The organism is Aquimarina hainanensis (assembly GCF_042684685.1).
Taxonomy (GTDB): Bacteria; Bacteroidota; Bacteroidia; order Flavobacteriales; family Flavobacteriaceae; genus Aquimarina; species Aquimarina hainanensis.
The window spans coordinates 27596-41353 of sequence record NZ_JBHULX010000045.1 but is presented as its reverse complement, the minus strand read 5'-3'; the positions used below and the strand labels follow the sequence as shown (position 1 = coordinate 41353).

The following is a 13758-nucleotide window of genomic DNA, read 5'->3' as shown; positions in this document are numbered from 1 at the left end:
ATTTCTACATACAATAATAGATAAGTTGAACTTTTTTGCATAAAAAAAGAGGAACAACGTTCCTCTTTTCTTTTAAGTATTTGAGTGTTATTAGATAGCCCACTCATTAGCATGAGAAGCAGTTCCCATAACAATTTCTTGTGCAGAGAAAACAATTTCTTCATACATTGGGATTTTCCCAGTAGAATCAAATTTTTCGGTATACTTAACGATATACGCATTTTTGATTTCCAGTTTCTTTAACGTAGCGTCCGTATCTCTTTTAATAGAGATTAATTCTGCGTTAGTTGTCTGGAAGTTGTTAAACGCTAAGTTAGAAAGTACATCACTCCCTGTAGACTCAACAGCAACAGTTACTTTTCCTCCTCTTGTAATAGTAGAAGGTCTACCAGTTGCATCAGTTTCCTGGAATAATCCATAGCTAGATGATAATACATTAAACTCGTCGTTTCCAATTTTTAAAATGGCTTTAAAAGACATAATTAATAAAATTTAAATGTTAATAAAACGTAATAATAAATATAAAAATGTGACTTGCACAGGTCTAAATTAGTGAAAATAAGAGCCTAGGAAAAATCTAATTTGTTATAGAAAAGTTAAAAACAGTAATATTGTTTTATTTGTAAGAAAAAAGCTATTGTAATCTTCTTAATAAAAGAAAGGAGTTAGATTAAGGACAAAAAAAGCAGTTTTTGACAACTTGTCAAAAACTGCTTTTTTTGATTTTTATCTTGATAAAAATCAAGCTCTTTTGCAGATGATAATATCGTCTTCTGCAATACCGTTACCTTCAATAGTTCTGTTAAAATCGATATGCCTTTGTGATTTATACCATTTTGGATTGGTGTAGAATATCCATCCGTAAGGTTCGTTTTTTTTGTCTAAAAACTTAATTTTCTTTTCTGGATGTCTGTGATTATAATCATTAATAAAGAAGTAAAATAGTTTTCCGAATTCCATTTTTTCAGGAGCTTTAAGTCTAAAATTACTTACCTCATCCTCGGTTTCATCTTTATTAAATTCAAAAGAAATAACTAATGGGTTTTTTAACTCATCATCAGAAGGGTCTTTTATGTTTTTTCCGATAGGGTAGTGCCACTTCTTATAATATTTTACAGGGACGGATATGGAATACTCATAGGTCTTTACAATCATAAATGGAATAATAAAGAAAATAGCAGAAGCCATAAAGAGGTATATGTAATCCGGTTTGTATTGCTCTACAACAAACATAAAGGTAGTCAGACCAAGAAGACAGATTACAACTGTATATAGAAACTCGTGCCAGAAAAAGGTTTTCTTTTCTGATAAATCAGGAAAAAAATGCCTTAATGCAATAACATGAAGAATCCCTAACAACAAAAATATAACCTGAAAAGCAATAAAGTTATTGATTGGAATATTATTGAGCACATTTTGGTTTGCTAAGAGCCCCGTAGCGCCAAAAACAAGCAAAGTGACAATCACGTAAAGGAAAAATTTCTTTTTATTCTTTAAAAGTAATTTTCTTAGTTTTCCTACTAATCCCATAAGTAGCCCACTGATTGCCATCAGTAGTACTCCTATTTTTAAAAAACCAAATCCAATTGCTGAAAGTATCATTAAATTCATATTGTTGTGGTAAGACCTATTCTAGGGCTGTCTTCTTTATTTATTGTAAAAGTATTTTCTTCTTCTGAAGAAAGAATGGTTAATTCGGAGTCCATTTCCATTGGAAGGAAATAGTCACAAAAGGTACTAATAAATTTCTTAGTAACACCATTCTTTGTGTAATTCTTCATTTTACTCCTTTTTACAGGACCTATGGTTATAGTAACTGAAGGGTAGTAGATAGCTGTTTCTTCTAAACTTAGTGTCATGTCTACTCCTAATCGTGTCGATCTAAAGGATTCTTTTATATGGTCTGATATTTTTTTGTCTTTACGCTGGATCTCGACTTTCTCGTTGATAATCTTTTCGAGACTCAAGGCTGTCAATTCTAAATTTCCTGAAATCTGATGTACATAAGGGAGGAGTTGTAGTAATTTAATACTGTATTCTTTAGGAATGTCATCGTTTAGTTTCCAAAATTTTAATAAGAAATCATTCTTGAGGTTGGTAAATTTGTTGATGAGTAATCGCTCATTTTGTTCGATTTTTACCTGTTGTGTGAAAAACTCATTTTCCAACGGAGCAAAAAAGTTTCTGGCGTCTTTCTCTTGTTTTTTATACCTTTTTCGAATCTCGTTATAAGATGTCTTGTCTTTGGAATCTATAGGACGATGAAACACGCCTTCAGGAAGGCTATCATAAATTCCATTTCTGGCCAGACTAAGTTTTATCTTATCACTTTTACCGGAAAAAACATCAAACTTCGTGTCTATAATGTCTCTTCGATATGACCGGGAAAATACACTTTCATTACTAATATCAATGTCTGAAAAGTTCATAGAAGAGTTACTTAGGATTTCAGCAACAATAACTTCAGCTTTCAGGTTTTGATAGACAGTTAGTAATTCTTGATATATGTATTCTATATTTTGTTCTTTCATTACATCCCCCTCTAATGATATTACTGGCTATCAGAGGTCTTAGCGGTTCTGGGCTTTCTTCCGGCAGAGACAAACATTTTTTGCCAGTGAGCCTTGGTTAGATCACTAATTTGAACTCCGTTTTTTCCAGAAGCTCCTCTTCGTGCCGTAGAATGTACAAATTTTCCGTTTTTTAGATAGACTCCAACATGGGTAATAGGATAATGCTCAGAGCCTTGTTTGTTGAAAAATATAAGGTCTCCTTCGACTAAGTACTCTTGCCCAAGAAACTTATTTGTATCTGGCGCATCGTATTGCTTCTGAGCAGTACGTTCTATGAGGACATCAAAAATATCGTGATATAAATATTGAGAAAAGAAAGAACAATCAATCCCTTGTTTGGTTTCTCCTCCCATTCTGTAAGGAGTATCCATCCAGTCATCAATAAACTTAAATAAGGGGATATTATCAATTTTTTTTGGAGCTACATTCAGGATAGTTCCGTATTTGTTTTGGATAGGAAGGATCGCATTTTTTTGAGCTAAAGCAATGGAATCTCTTCTTGCTTTTTCTCTTGCTTCAGCCAATGCTTTTTTTGCACCTCCACAACTAGCAATTCCTATAAAAATACTGATTAATAATAAGGTTTTTAAAAGTAATTTCATTCTCGATTTTTAATTTACACAAATATAAAAAAAGTTCAAAGATATTTAGAGTCTTCAAATCTATATAAAATATTAATTTTTCATAACCTAAAATATTAAGATAATTTTAAGGAAGTTTGCAGGGTCTGTTGATGTATCTAAATAAAATCTTTATTAAATTGCGAATTCCTTTTTACAGCAATATAAACCAACCATCGACTTCTATGATCACATCTTATTATAAAATACCTTTAGATACCAGTGGCATTATTAAAAATGAAGAAGTTGATAAAATAGAATTAAAACAATCAATTGTTAACTTTATTCACTTGGTAACCACTTCATATTATGGAGAGTGTAGTTTTGATGAGTCTTTTGGTTGTTCGATATGGAATATTGATTTTGATAACCTGGCAAGTACAAATAAGCTTAAAAATGTAATTGCAGATTCTCTGGTGGAAAGCATTACCAGCCATGAGAAAAGACTCAAAAACATAAAAGTAGAAGTAGATATACAACAAGAAGAGCTGAATCGTCATGATAGTGTTAACAGAATTAAAAAACGGGTAGATATTGTAGTAAATGGGATTCTGAAACAAACCAACGAACCTTTTTCTTGTCTAGAAAAATTTTATATAGCACCACTATCATTTTAAAATACTTATGGGGGCAGAAAGTGAAATAGAAATTAAAAACAGAATGATCAAGAAGGCAGCTTCCCTATGGGGAGTTTCTGCTAATGAAATAGAAAGCTCTTTTGATCCTTTAGTATCATTATTGATAGGAGCCTGTGCTTCGGAAATAGAAAAAATATCAAATGAAATAGATAGTTCTCAGGTTCGGGTTACAGAACGATTAATCCAGTTGATGACCCCCGAAACAATCTATGGAGCTAAGCCTGCTCATGGTATTGTATATTCAGAACCGGTGGAAAAAGTACTGGATCTGACACCAGAGCATTTGCAGTATTATAAAAAGAAAATTAGGGTCAAAAATGCAGGGCAGGAATTGAAAAATATATATTTTTCTTCTGTGCAGAAGTTTAGGATGGTAGATGCTTCGATTACTCATATGATCTGTGGAGACAAAGGATATGTACTAGAAGGAAAGAAAAAATCAGATTTTGACCTGTCTTTCAAAAGTAAAAAGAAACTACCTTTTTCGGTTTTATATATCGGTATAGAAACTTCTTATAATAAGCTTAATCTTAAAGATGTTTCCCTCTATAATGAATTGTTAGATGTTTATGAGAAAGAGCTCTTCTATCACCATCTTAAGAATGCAGAATTCTTTTTTGATAACCAGGAAATAAAAACAATAGCAGGCTACAGTAATAGTGAAATTTCCGCAAGAGATCATTTGAATTCTATTTTTGAGTATAAACCTAATAAGACCAGAAATATAGAAGGACAGATTAAAACGCTGTATGAAAAACATTTCGTATCCTTTAAATCAGATGTATTGCTTAGTAATAAAGGGAGTATTCCTGATGACTTATCTGAGATAGTCGATTTTGAAGCGCATGAAGAACTACAAAAACTAAACTGGATTAAAATTGTATTTCCCCGGATAATAGATGATAATATTTTAGAAAATGCATTTTGTTCTTTAAATGCTTTTCCGGCGCTGAATCGAAAATGGGAGCATATTTCATATCAGCTAAAAGATTATATAGATATTGTACCAATCAGTACTCAGGATTTATTTCTGGATGTAAAACAGATCGCTAATACCTCGGGTATAGATTATAAACTGAGAGAAAGTGATACCTCCGAAGATCATAAAGGGACCTATGTAATCCGAAGAGACAATGTAGGAAAACTAGATTCGAGAAAAGCAAAAGAATATCTGGCACACCTAATAGAATTGTTAAAGAGTGAGAGTGCTTCGTTTTCTTTTTTTGGAAATGATTTTCTCCAATCTAATATTGACGAGTTAAACCAGAACATTTCGCTACTGGAAAAGAAGATTATGGATATGAATACTTCTTTGATGGATACTACATATCTTTCGGTGAAACCAAAACAAAAGAAAGACACGCTGCTTATTGAGTATTGGGTGACAAATGGAGAAGAAGCCAACCAGATAAAACAAGGAAATTCATTACATATTTATCAGGGAAGTGATCTCAAGCAAAATAAAAGTGTATTTTTAACAACAACTTTTCAGGGGAAGAATGATCTGAGTATGGAAGAAAGGTTACAGGCGTATAGAAGAGCACTGTTATCCAGAAACCGTATTGTAACCAAAGAAGACGTCAAGGCATTGTGTTATGAGTTTTGCGGGGAACGAATAGAAGAGGTAAAAGTTGTAAAGGGGTTTAAAACATCTATAGAAATTCACAAAGGACTTGTACCTTGTATGGAAATTATAATACAGCCTAATAAAGAAGTAATGACATTAGATGAGGAATGGAGTTCTTTAAAGAGTAATATCTTGTCAATACTAGAACAACAATCTTTAAATGTATTCCCGTATAAAATTACTGTATTGAACTAATATGAACTATCTAATTTTTTAAATATAAATTTTGAAAACAACAAGTAACACGAATTATCATATTGACAGAAGTATTATTCTTTTTTTTATAGGAGTAATTATTATTTCAGCATCTGTATTCGGATATAGATTAGCGAATCATACTCCCTGTGATATTGTTGATTTTAGTTTTGATTCGAGCTCTTTGAGAGTAGGAGAGATTATTAGGTTTAAGGACAAGACTAAAGGAATAGTTAATGAAAGAGAATGGGATTTTGGTGATAGTACAAAAATTGACACCAGAATAGCGCCGTTTCATACATATGAGCACCCAGGGCAATATACAGTAAGATTGCGAATTAATGGAAATTGTGAAGGGATAACTCAAACCTTGACGATTAAAGAAAAGGCATTCGTATTGGATTCGACTAAGTTAGCTCGTTTCAAAGTGCCAGTTTCAATAGAAGTAGGAAAAGAATTAAGGATTAAAGATGAAACCAAAAATGCCCGAACTTGGGAATGGCGATTTGGAGAGACTGCAGATGTTAATTCAACAGATAAAAACCCTAAATATGTCTATAAGACTCCGGGGTTAAAAACAATCACGCTTATCGTTAATGGAGATGTGAGATATGGAACTAAAAAGAAAATAAATGTATTGCCAAAACCTTCTTTGGTTGATAACAAGCCCGTGAGAAGGGTTCCGAGGAATTCACCTAAATCAACAATACCATATGCTCCAACAATAGGAGTCGCTCCGATTAGTGATAAGCCAAAGGAGACAAAAGCTCCTTTTATAGGGTTGAATAAATTAAAAGAAAAGTTACTGTTAGTTGCAGATGAAAAACAAACAGCAAAAAACTTTAATGAATATTTATGTGGTAACCTAAACTTGTCAATAGTTGTTAATAGGAAGAAAACGACCTTTATTGAATTTTGTCAACGTATAAAGGGAAAAGGAATAAAAATTAAAGAATTGGAAATCGTTAGGGCAGAAAATAATTGTATTAAAAATCTGGTCATAAGATATTCAAAAACAGGGTTGTTTTAATAAAGATAAAAATGAAGCACACAAAACATCACAGAGTGAATTGGATTGATGGAATGAAAATTAATAAAACTCATTTCATCGAGACTGAAAATGCTTTTTCTCAGTTTGTACAGGTAGTAGCATCTAAAGATGTAAACTCAATGAATTATGGGTTGTTACCGGAACTGACAAATGAAGATGCTGTAGATATCGTATTTTCTATGGATGGACAGGATACGGTAAAGATACAATTAAATAAATGTAGAGCTATTACTGCTGGAGGGTTTGTAATTGATATCACAAATGATATAACAGCGTCTTTAGAAAGCCAGGGTAGTGTTATTAAAACAGAGTATACGGTTAATGTAGCGGATGAAGAATGTTATATTGTTTTGCAGGTTAATCCGTATAAAAGAGTTCCTATTGGTGATGCAGACCCAGAAGAAGAACCTCCAAGGCATCCTTATGTTTTGCCAGAGTACAGTCTTCATGTATTAAGTAGTGAAGAGACGAATCAACAGGAATTTGGGAAATATCATGTGACAATAGCCAAAATAGTTTTTAAAGAAGGTGTTCCTCAATTAGCAGAAGATTTTATTCCTCCTTGTGTGTCTATACAAAGCCATCAGGATTTGAAATTTATCTATTCGGAGATTCATACGTTCTTTAATGCGTTGGAAAAATATTCTATTGGAATTGTTCAGAAAATATACCAAAAAAAGCAAACCAATGAATTAGCAAAAATGGTATTGGCTTTGACGCAAAATGTTTTTGGGTATTTAGGAGGGATGTTACCGGAATTTAGACTGTATGATCGTCAATTACCTCCGATTATTATGATTACTAAGTTAATGGCATTAGCACGTGTGATTAAAAATAGCCTAGACGTATATGTAGGTACAGGAAAAGAAGAGCTTCTTAATTATTTGTCGGATTGGTGTGATTTAAATCAGGGAGCGCTGGAGAATGTATTGATAGAGATGATAGAAATAGAATATCAGCATTCTGATGTTAATAAGGCGCTAAACCATGTATCTGGATTTACAAAATTAATGCTCACATTGTTTAAAAAGCTTAATGAACTTGATTATATTGGCAAAAAATCAGACTCTAATATTTTTGTAAAAGAAGAGGTAGTCGCAAAAGAAGATGTAAGAAGCAGACGAAGCTTTTTGTTAGATTAAGAAAAAGAAATCATCATATCAACTATAAATAACCATAATGAAACCCAAAAATAGCAAGGAGAGAAGAAATAGTGTTTTGAAATTTATCATTTTGTTTCTGTGTACTACAGGATTAATAGTGGCAGCTTTATTCTTTGATTTTAATAGAGTACCTCTTAAAGAAAATAAAGTGTTGAGAGAACGGGCGGTTGCTATAGAGAAAGAAATGAAATTTCAAGGAGAATTTTCTAATGAAATAAATAATGTGAGATCACTAATTGATTCATTGGATGTTCCTGGACAGAATCTACCACATATTAATTCACTGATTACGTCTAAGATTGTTGATATTCAGAAGTCATTACCAAAAGAAGACTCTACTTATAGATATGAAATGTATACTAATATGGTGCAGACATATGTGGATATCCAGCAAATGAAAGGAAAATTACTGCAGTATGAGGATATTGATAAGACACTAGAAGAGTATAAAGAAGAAATAGATCGTTTAAGAGATGAACTTAATCAGGCAAATCGAAATCTTGATGCGTATAGATTATCGAGAAATTAATTAAAATAGTATCAATAAAAAAATCCCTTTTGCACTTCACAAAAGGGATTTTTTTATTGGTATTTTTTATTTTGCCTTTAACCAGTTCTCTCGTTGTAGCAATGCTTTTTCACTTGGTTTAGAATAAGGAGTAAGGGTAACAGTAGGATTAGTGGCTAATCTCAGAATTGTTTTTCTTTCTTCTCCAAGCCTTCTGTAGGTTACTGTAATTCTTTTTCCAGGTTTGTGCTTTTTTAGTACTTCATCAAACTGTTCTGGAGTAGAAAAAGTAGCATTATTTATCGATAAAATGATATCGCCTTTTTCAAGTCTGGCATCATAAGCAGGAGTACCTATTCGAGTGTAATCTGCAATTGTCGCAAAATCATTTTTATCAAAGGTGATTCTAGCTCCAAAATAAGGTGTTTTGACATCTGTTTTTAAGTAAATCGCAACCGTAGCAAGCAGTTTCTTAAAATCAGGAGCATGACTATTGTATATGTAACTTTTAAAGAAATTATCAGCAAAAGATTCTCCTGCATATTCACGAAGTGTAAAAAGTAAATTTTCTGTAGTATAAGGAGTTTCATTTTTGCCATATTTAGCCCATAATAATTTCATATAGTCATCTAGGTTTAATCCTTCTTTATGACTTCTTAGAGAAAGGTCTAATGCGAGCCCTAACATGCTGCCGTATGAGTAATATGATATAAAGGTATTGGATCTGTTGACAGGGTCAACGGAAGTTGCAGCATCAACCAAGGGAGCTTGTTGACTCATTTCTATAGGGTTGAAAAAATTCCTGCCTGGAGAGTTCCATACGTAATTATAAGTTTTATTAAGGCTGTTTATATACTCTTCCTGAGTTAGAATTCCAGCACGACACAGGATAAGGTTTGTGTAATAACTGGTAAATCCTTCTGCAAACCAAAGTTCTCCAGACATATTCGCTTTTTCAAAGTCAAACGGTTCTAAGGATTGCGGGCGGATTCGTTCTACATTCCACGCGTGAAAAAACTCGTGAGAAACAGTTCCGATATTACCTTTCATACCTCCCTCAGCAAGACTCTTAGTGCTGGTTAGTACTGTAGAGTTTCTGTGCTCCATTCCATCTCGCGAAGAAATAGGCATGTAACAAGCAAGAAAAGTATATTCTCCATAATCAAAATTAGGGAAGTCTCCAAAGACTGCTTTTTCTTGTTCTACAATTTTCTTGATTTGCTCGAAATACTGATCAGCTTCTTCTTCTGTTCCTTGATGTTGTAAAGCCAGTTTTATAGTATATTCAGTACCTCTGGATGGGACTTTGAACTCTTTGACAATATGATTTCCTGTCAAGATCGGACTATCCATAAAATACTGAAGGTTAGGGGCTAGATAACTATTTCCTCCTAATGGGATCAGTTGAGTAGATATTTTCCAGTTATGTCCAGGTTTAACAACAACAGTAAGTTGTACCGGTCTCTCTTTTAATGTAGGGATATACATAAAAGTAGCAGGGATATTCAATAATGCATATGAATCGTTTACCTGAGAATATGTTCCGTCAGCTCTGTCTGCAAATAAGCGGTATGATAGGAGTATTGTCCCGTCATGTCCGGAAACATCCCATTGATGTGGATTTGGACGAGTGACCATTACGCTCTTTCCTTTACCATCAGTAATTTTTACATCATAAACATTTTTAGAAAATTCGTGCAGTGCATAACGTCCGGGAGATGTTCTACTCATCCTTAGCGATATGGTTCCGCTTTCTAAATTGGTGAAAGTGGCTTCTATTAATGCTTCATGATGAGCAGCATTATCAAAAGATATTTTATACTCGTTTCTTACCTGAGCGATCCCTGTTTGAAAAACAAGCAATAAAAAAAAGATTCTTAGGTATTTCATTAAAGATGATTTTTATAAATAAACTTAGTATCTATTTAGTTATTATGTGATGAATAATTATTTCTTAAAAAATTAAGAACGTGTTATAAAAAAGCCTTTTTCTAAGGAAGTCAAAAATACGATAAACTCTTAACTGCGCAAAGATTGTAAGTATAAATTAAGCAAAGGGAGTATTTGTTAAAGAAATGCTATAAGAACTTTACATAAAAGGAATAAAAGAATACAACTGATGATGGAGAAAATAAGCATGAAAACAATAGTAGTGTATGGTTGTTTATAGTGCTTAAAAACGGAATATAAAATGCAAATAGAAAACGTTATAAAAGTAATAAGAATGCCTATCTTAGAGAAAAAGATATAGTTTTGGGCTTTCTGGACTGTTCCTATATACAGTGAGATAAAGCTGATAACAATTACGATAGTTGTAATTGCTGTAATGTAACTCCAGTATCCTTTCATTATACATATAGATGAAGAGGTAATAAGGGAGGAGATTTTATTTTCGTACCTGTCTTAACTGACAACAACATTGCGATACTATTTTTTATGAAAGCCGTAAAAGTACAGATAATCTGATAGTTCTTATCTACTATACTATATATTTTTGAAAATCATGTTAATTTTGTGGTTAAACCACAGGGGAAGCATGTTGAAACACTGTGTTTTGTGATTTGATTTTTTTAGAAAGATAAATTGTTTGGAAACTAATATTAATTATTATGGAAGAAGTGTATGTAACTTTTGAAACAGAAAGGTTAATTGTAAGACCGACATCGGTAGAGGATTGTTCGTTTGTGTTAGCTCTATTTAACACTCCCAAATCAATAAAGTATATCGGTGATAGGAATATTAAAACAATAGAAGAGGCAGAGGTATACATAAAAAAAAGAATGCGATCTCAGTTGGAGCGATTAGGGTATTCTAATTACACTGTTATCAGGAAGTCTGATGGCGCAAAAATTGGTTGTTGTGGTTTGTATGATAGAGAAGGAGTTGAAGGGATTGATATTGGTTTTTCTTTGTTGCCAGAATATGAAGGGAAGGGGTATGCATATGAATCAGTCAGTAAATTGAAAGAAATAGCTGAAAATCGTTTTGCATTGACTAAAATCCGGGCAATTACGAAGAAAGATAATGTTGGCTCGCAGAAGCTATTAAAAAAAATAGGATTGGAACAAATAGGAGTCTTGACACTTCCTAATGAAACAGAAGAATTGTATTTGTTTTCTAATTGATTTTTCAGAAAGGGTATATAGATGAGATATATTTTTGTGTAGAGTAAGAGTATACCTGGGGTTCTTTTTTGAGAATTGGAATAAAAATAAAAAGAAGATAAAAAAAACAAAACCTCAGTAAAAACTGAGGTTTTGTTGACCTTGCGGAGAAAGAGGGATTCGAACCCCCGGAGGTGTGACCCTCAACAGTTTTCAAGACTGCCGCATTCGACCACTCTGCCATTTCTCCGTTGCGGGTGCAAATATAAGACCTTTTTTCAGTTAGAAAAAACTTTTTTTGAAAAAAAATCACCTTTTTTTCTTTTGTGAAAATATTCACGTATTCATATAGGTCTAAATGAGTATATTGCGTCATATTTAATTTACACTTATACATGAAAAAAGTTTTAATAGTATTAGGGGTTTCCCTTATCTATTCTTGTGCGTGCACTAAAAAAACAAAAAATACTACAAGTACCGATAAAGGAAATGCCTCAACTTATGCAGCAACGATTTCTTCCAAAGAACTGAAGGAGTATTTATATACGTTTGCAGGAGATAGTTATGAAGGAAGAGATACGGGAGAGCCAGGGCAGAAAAAAGCAGCAGAATACCTAAAAAAACAATACAAGAGGATGGGAATAGTATCTCCTATGGGAGGGGATGACTATTATCAGGAAATACCAGACAGCTATTTTAGGGGAGGAATAAAATCATCAGAAAATGTACTGGCGTTCATAGAAGGCACAGAAAAACCTGAAGAAATTATAGTGCTGTCTGCTCACTATGATCATGTAGGTGTGGACAAAGATGGTAATATATATAATGGAGCAGATGATGATGGTTCTGGTACTGTTAGTATACTAGAGATAGCAGAAGCATTTGAGAAAGCAAAAAAAGATGGGTTTGGTCCGAAGCGTTCTATTCTATTTTTACATGTTACAGGAGAAGAAAAAGGATTATATGGTTCCAAATTTTATACAGAAAACCCTGTTTTTCCTTTAGCTAATACAGTAACTAATCTGAATATAGATATGATCGGGAGAATTGATCCTAATCATAGGGAAGAAGGAAAAAGTAATTATATTTATTTGATTGGAAGTGACCGTTTGAGTACGGATCTCCATAAAGTGAGTGAAGCAATGAATGAAAAGTATACCCAATTAGATTTGGATTATACATATAATGATAAGGATGATCCAAATCGTTTTTACTATAGAAGTGATCATTATAATTTTGCAAAGCATAATATTCCTATTATTTTTTATTTTAATGGAGTGCATGAAGATTATCACAAGCCTACAGATACCCCGGAAAAAATCGATTATGACTTATTAGCTAAAAGGACTAAGTTGATTTTTTATACAGCTTGGGAAGTTGCTAATAGAGCAGAACGGTTGGTTGTTGATGGGGTGACAGAGTAAGAAATATTTGATAACGATAATAAAAAAAGCGATATGAATTTCATATCGCTTTTTTTCTAAAAATGTTTTTCGTTAGAAATGATTAATGTAATTATATTCTTATATGATTGATTATTTTGTGATGTTTTGAACGAGCGCCCGTTTCTAAATGCTGATATGTTTGTTGTTTTTTTCTTTTTGCCATTTTAAGAAACGATCTTTAAATATAGCCACTTTCTCTTCGTCTGATAATTGATTAGGGAATTGAAAAGAGTATTGTTTAAACGCTTTTATTAATAGATTCGTTATAATGATGTCTTTGTTCTCGTATTTTTCTGATTGATTAGGCTTGTAGCCGTAATTTTCTAATAAAGTAAGGAAAATATCTTCTCCGTAAGGAGTTATTTGTCTAATTTGTTGATCCAGGTTATTCATTTCGTAATCTTTCACCGAACTTACTATTTTGTTGTGGGTGTATTGGGAATAAGTAATTAAAACGGCATAAATGGCAAGTGAAGTGACGAATAAGTTTGTTGAAATGTATTTCAAGGGATTAAAAAGGATGTGTATCCTTCGGGTTGATAATTTCCTCCCGGCATTTCAGGAATAAAATGTAGCTTATGTTGATGCTTTTGTGTTAGAGGTCTGTTGTAAATGATACATGATAATTTATGGTTTGTTTTATTGGAACCATATCAAAAACAGCGGTAGGAAAATACTTAAAAAAATAAAGCCCTGCTATTGCAGGGCTTTTAATACGGGTGGAAGATCGGTCTCGAACCGACGACCTCCTGAACCACAATCAGGCGCTCTAACCAACTGAGCTACAACCACCGTTTTAATTCGGGGGCAAATATAATGCCTTTTATCGTATTA

General features: G+C 32.9%; 13 protein-coding genes and 2 tRNA genes. 7 read left to right on the top strand and 8 right to left on the bottom strand.

The genetic code is table 11. The features are described from left to right. Positions 1-90: 90 nt before the first annotated feature. The 4 genes from tssD to ACFSTE_RS20760 form a co-directional block, all read right to left on the bottom strand. Positions 91-480, bottom strand: coding sequence for a type VI secretion system tube protein TssD (gene tssD, locus ACFSTE_RS20775; protein WP_176030684.1), 390 nt, complete (start codon positions 478-480; stop codon positions 91-93). A gap of 261 nt (positions 481-741) precedes the next feature. Then, entirely contained in the window at positions 742-1611 is an 870-nt protein-coding gene (locus ACFSTE_RS20770) for a TssN family type VI secretion system protein (protein WP_254884051.1), read from the bottom strand. Next, a complete protein-coding gene (locus ACFSTE_RS20765; protein WP_176030683.1) occupies positions 1608-2531 on the bottom strand; it encodes a hypothetical protein in 924 nt (307 codons plus the stop codon). The genes ACFSTE_RS20770 and ACFSTE_RS20765 overlap by 4 nt, the downstream gene beginning before the upstream one ends. A gap of 20 nt (positions 2532-2551) precedes the next feature. Then, positions 2552-3175, bottom strand: coding sequence for a C40 family peptidase (locus tag ACFSTE_RS20760; protein ID WP_176030682.1), 624 nt, complete (start codon positions 3173-3175; stop codon positions 2552-2554). A gap of 203 nt (positions 3176-3378) precedes the next feature. Between ACFSTE_RS20760 and ACFSTE_RS20755 the strand changes: the two genes are divergently transcribed. From ACFSTE_RS20755 to tssO, 5 genes are read left to right on the top strand one after another with little or no spacing between them, the layout of a single operon-like run. Further along, a complete protein-coding gene (locus ACFSTE_RS20755; protein WP_176030681.1) occupies positions 3379-3810 on the top strand; it encodes a GPW/gp25 family protein in 432 nt (143 codons plus the stop codon). 7 nt (positions 3811-3817) lie between these two features. Next, entirely contained in the window at positions 3818-5653 is a 1836-nt protein-coding gene (locus ACFSTE_RS20750) for a type VI secretion system baseplate subunit TssF (protein ID WP_176030680.1), read from the top strand. 31 nt (positions 5654-5684) lie between these two features. After that, entirely contained in the window at positions 5685-6683 is a 999-nt protein-coding gene (locus ACFSTE_RS20745; RefSeq protein WP_176030679.1) for a PKD domain-containing protein, read from the top strand. 11 nt (positions 6684-6694) lie between these two features. Then, complete coding sequence (locus ACFSTE_RS20740) at positions 6695-7846, top strand: hypothetical protein (RefSeq protein ID WP_176030678.1); 1152 nt, start codon at positions 6695-6697, stop codon at positions 7844-7846. 37 nt (positions 7847-7883) lie between these two features. Further along, positions 7884-8396 carry a type VI secretion system TssO gene (gene tssO, locus ACFSTE_RS20735; protein ID WP_176030677.1) on the top strand — a complete coding sequence of 171 codons (513 nt, stop codon included), beginning with the start codon at positions 7884-7886 and terminating at the stop codon, positions 8394-8396. Between the two features lie 66 nt (positions 8397-8462). On the opposite strand, the gene ACFSTE_RS20730 is transcribed toward tssO, so the two are convergent. Continuing rightward, positions 8463-10265: a M61 family metallopeptidase gene (locus ACFSTE_RS20730; RefSeq protein ID WP_378254277.1), complete on the bottom strand. Its 1803-nt coding sequence runs from the start codon at positions 10263-10265 to the stop codon at positions 8463-8465. 719 nt (positions 10266-10984) lie between these two features. On the opposite strand from ACFSTE_RS20730, the gene ACFSTE_RS20725 reads away from it, so the two are divergent. Further along, a complete protein-coding gene (locus tag ACFSTE_RS20725; RefSeq protein ID WP_176030675.1) occupies positions 10985-11500 on the top strand; it encodes a GNAT family N-acetyltransferase in 516 nt (171 codons plus the stop codon). A 144-nt stretch (positions 11501-11644) separates the two neighbouring features. On the opposite strand, the gene ACFSTE_RS20720 is transcribed toward ACFSTE_RS20725, so the two are convergent. Continuing rightward, positions 11645-11729, bottom strand: a tRNA-Ser gene (locus ACFSTE_RS20720). A 145-nt stretch (positions 11730-11874) separates the two neighbouring features. Between ACFSTE_RS20720 and ACFSTE_RS20715 the strand changes: the two genes are divergently transcribed. Then, on the top strand, positions 11875-12903 hold the full coding sequence (locus tag ACFSTE_RS20715) for a M28 family metallopeptidase (RefSeq protein ID WP_378254280.1): 1029 nt from the start codon (positions 11875-11877) through the stop codon (positions 12901-12903). A 144-nt stretch (positions 12904-13047) separates the two neighbouring features. Here ACFSTE_RS20715 and ACFSTE_RS20710 read toward each other — a convergent pair whose 3' ends face one another. Both ACFSTE_RS20710 and ACFSTE_RS20705 read right to left on the bottom strand, forming a co-directional pair. After that, a complete protein-coding gene (locus ACFSTE_RS20710; protein WP_378254282.1) occupies positions 13048-13332 on the bottom strand; it encodes a hypothetical protein in 285 nt (94 codons plus the stop codon). A 309-nt stretch (positions 13333-13641) separates the two neighbouring features. After that, positions 13642-13717, bottom strand: a tRNA-His gene (locus ACFSTE_RS20705). Positions 13718-13758: the final 41 nt, after the last annotated feature.

Excerpts from the sequence above, each read along its gene's own strand:
- tssD (WP_176030684.1), bottom strand. The coding sequence starts at position 480 with ATGTCTTTTAAAGCCATTTTAAAAATTGGAAACGACGAGTTTAATGTA.
- ACFSTE_RS20770 (WP_254884051.1), bottom strand. The coding sequence starts at position 1,611 with ATGAATTTAATGATACTTTCAGCAATTGGATTTGGTTTTTTAAAAATA.
- ACFSTE_RS20765 (WP_176030683.1), bottom strand. The coding sequence starts at position 2,531 with ATGAAAGAACAAAATATAGAATACATATATCAAGAATTACTAACTGTC.
- ACFSTE_RS20760 (WP_176030682.1), bottom strand. The coding sequence starts at position 3,175 with ATGAAATTACTTTTAAAAACCTTATTATTAATCAGTATTTTTATAGGA.
- ACFSTE_RS20755 (WP_176030681.1), top strand. The coding sequence starts at position 3,379 with ATGATCACATCTTATTATAAAATACCTTTAGATACCAGTGGCATTATT.
- ACFSTE_RS20750 (WP_176030680.1), top strand. The coding sequence starts at position 3,818 with ATGGGGGCAGAAAGTGAAATAGAAATTAAAAACAGAATGATCAAGAAG.
- ACFSTE_RS20740 (WP_176030678.1), top strand. The coding sequence starts at position 6,695 with ATGAAGCACACAAAACATCACAGAGTGAATTGGATTGATGGAATGAAA.
- tssO (WP_176030677.1), top strand. The coding sequence starts at position 7,884 with ATGAAACCCAAAAATAGCAAGGAGAGAAGAAATAGTGTTTTGAAATTT.
- ACFSTE_RS20730 (WP_378254277.1), bottom strand. The coding sequence starts at position 10,265 with ATGAAATACCTAAGAATCTTTTTTTTATTGCTTGTTTTTCAAACAGGG.
- ACFSTE_RS20725 (WP_176030675.1), top strand. The coding sequence starts at position 10,985 with ATGGAAGAAGTGTATGTAACTTTTGAAACAGAAAGGTTAATTGTAAGA.
- ACFSTE_RS20715 (WP_378254280.1), top strand. The coding sequence starts at position 11,875 with ATGAAAAAAGTTTTAATAGTATTAGGGGTTTCCCTTATCTATTCTTGT.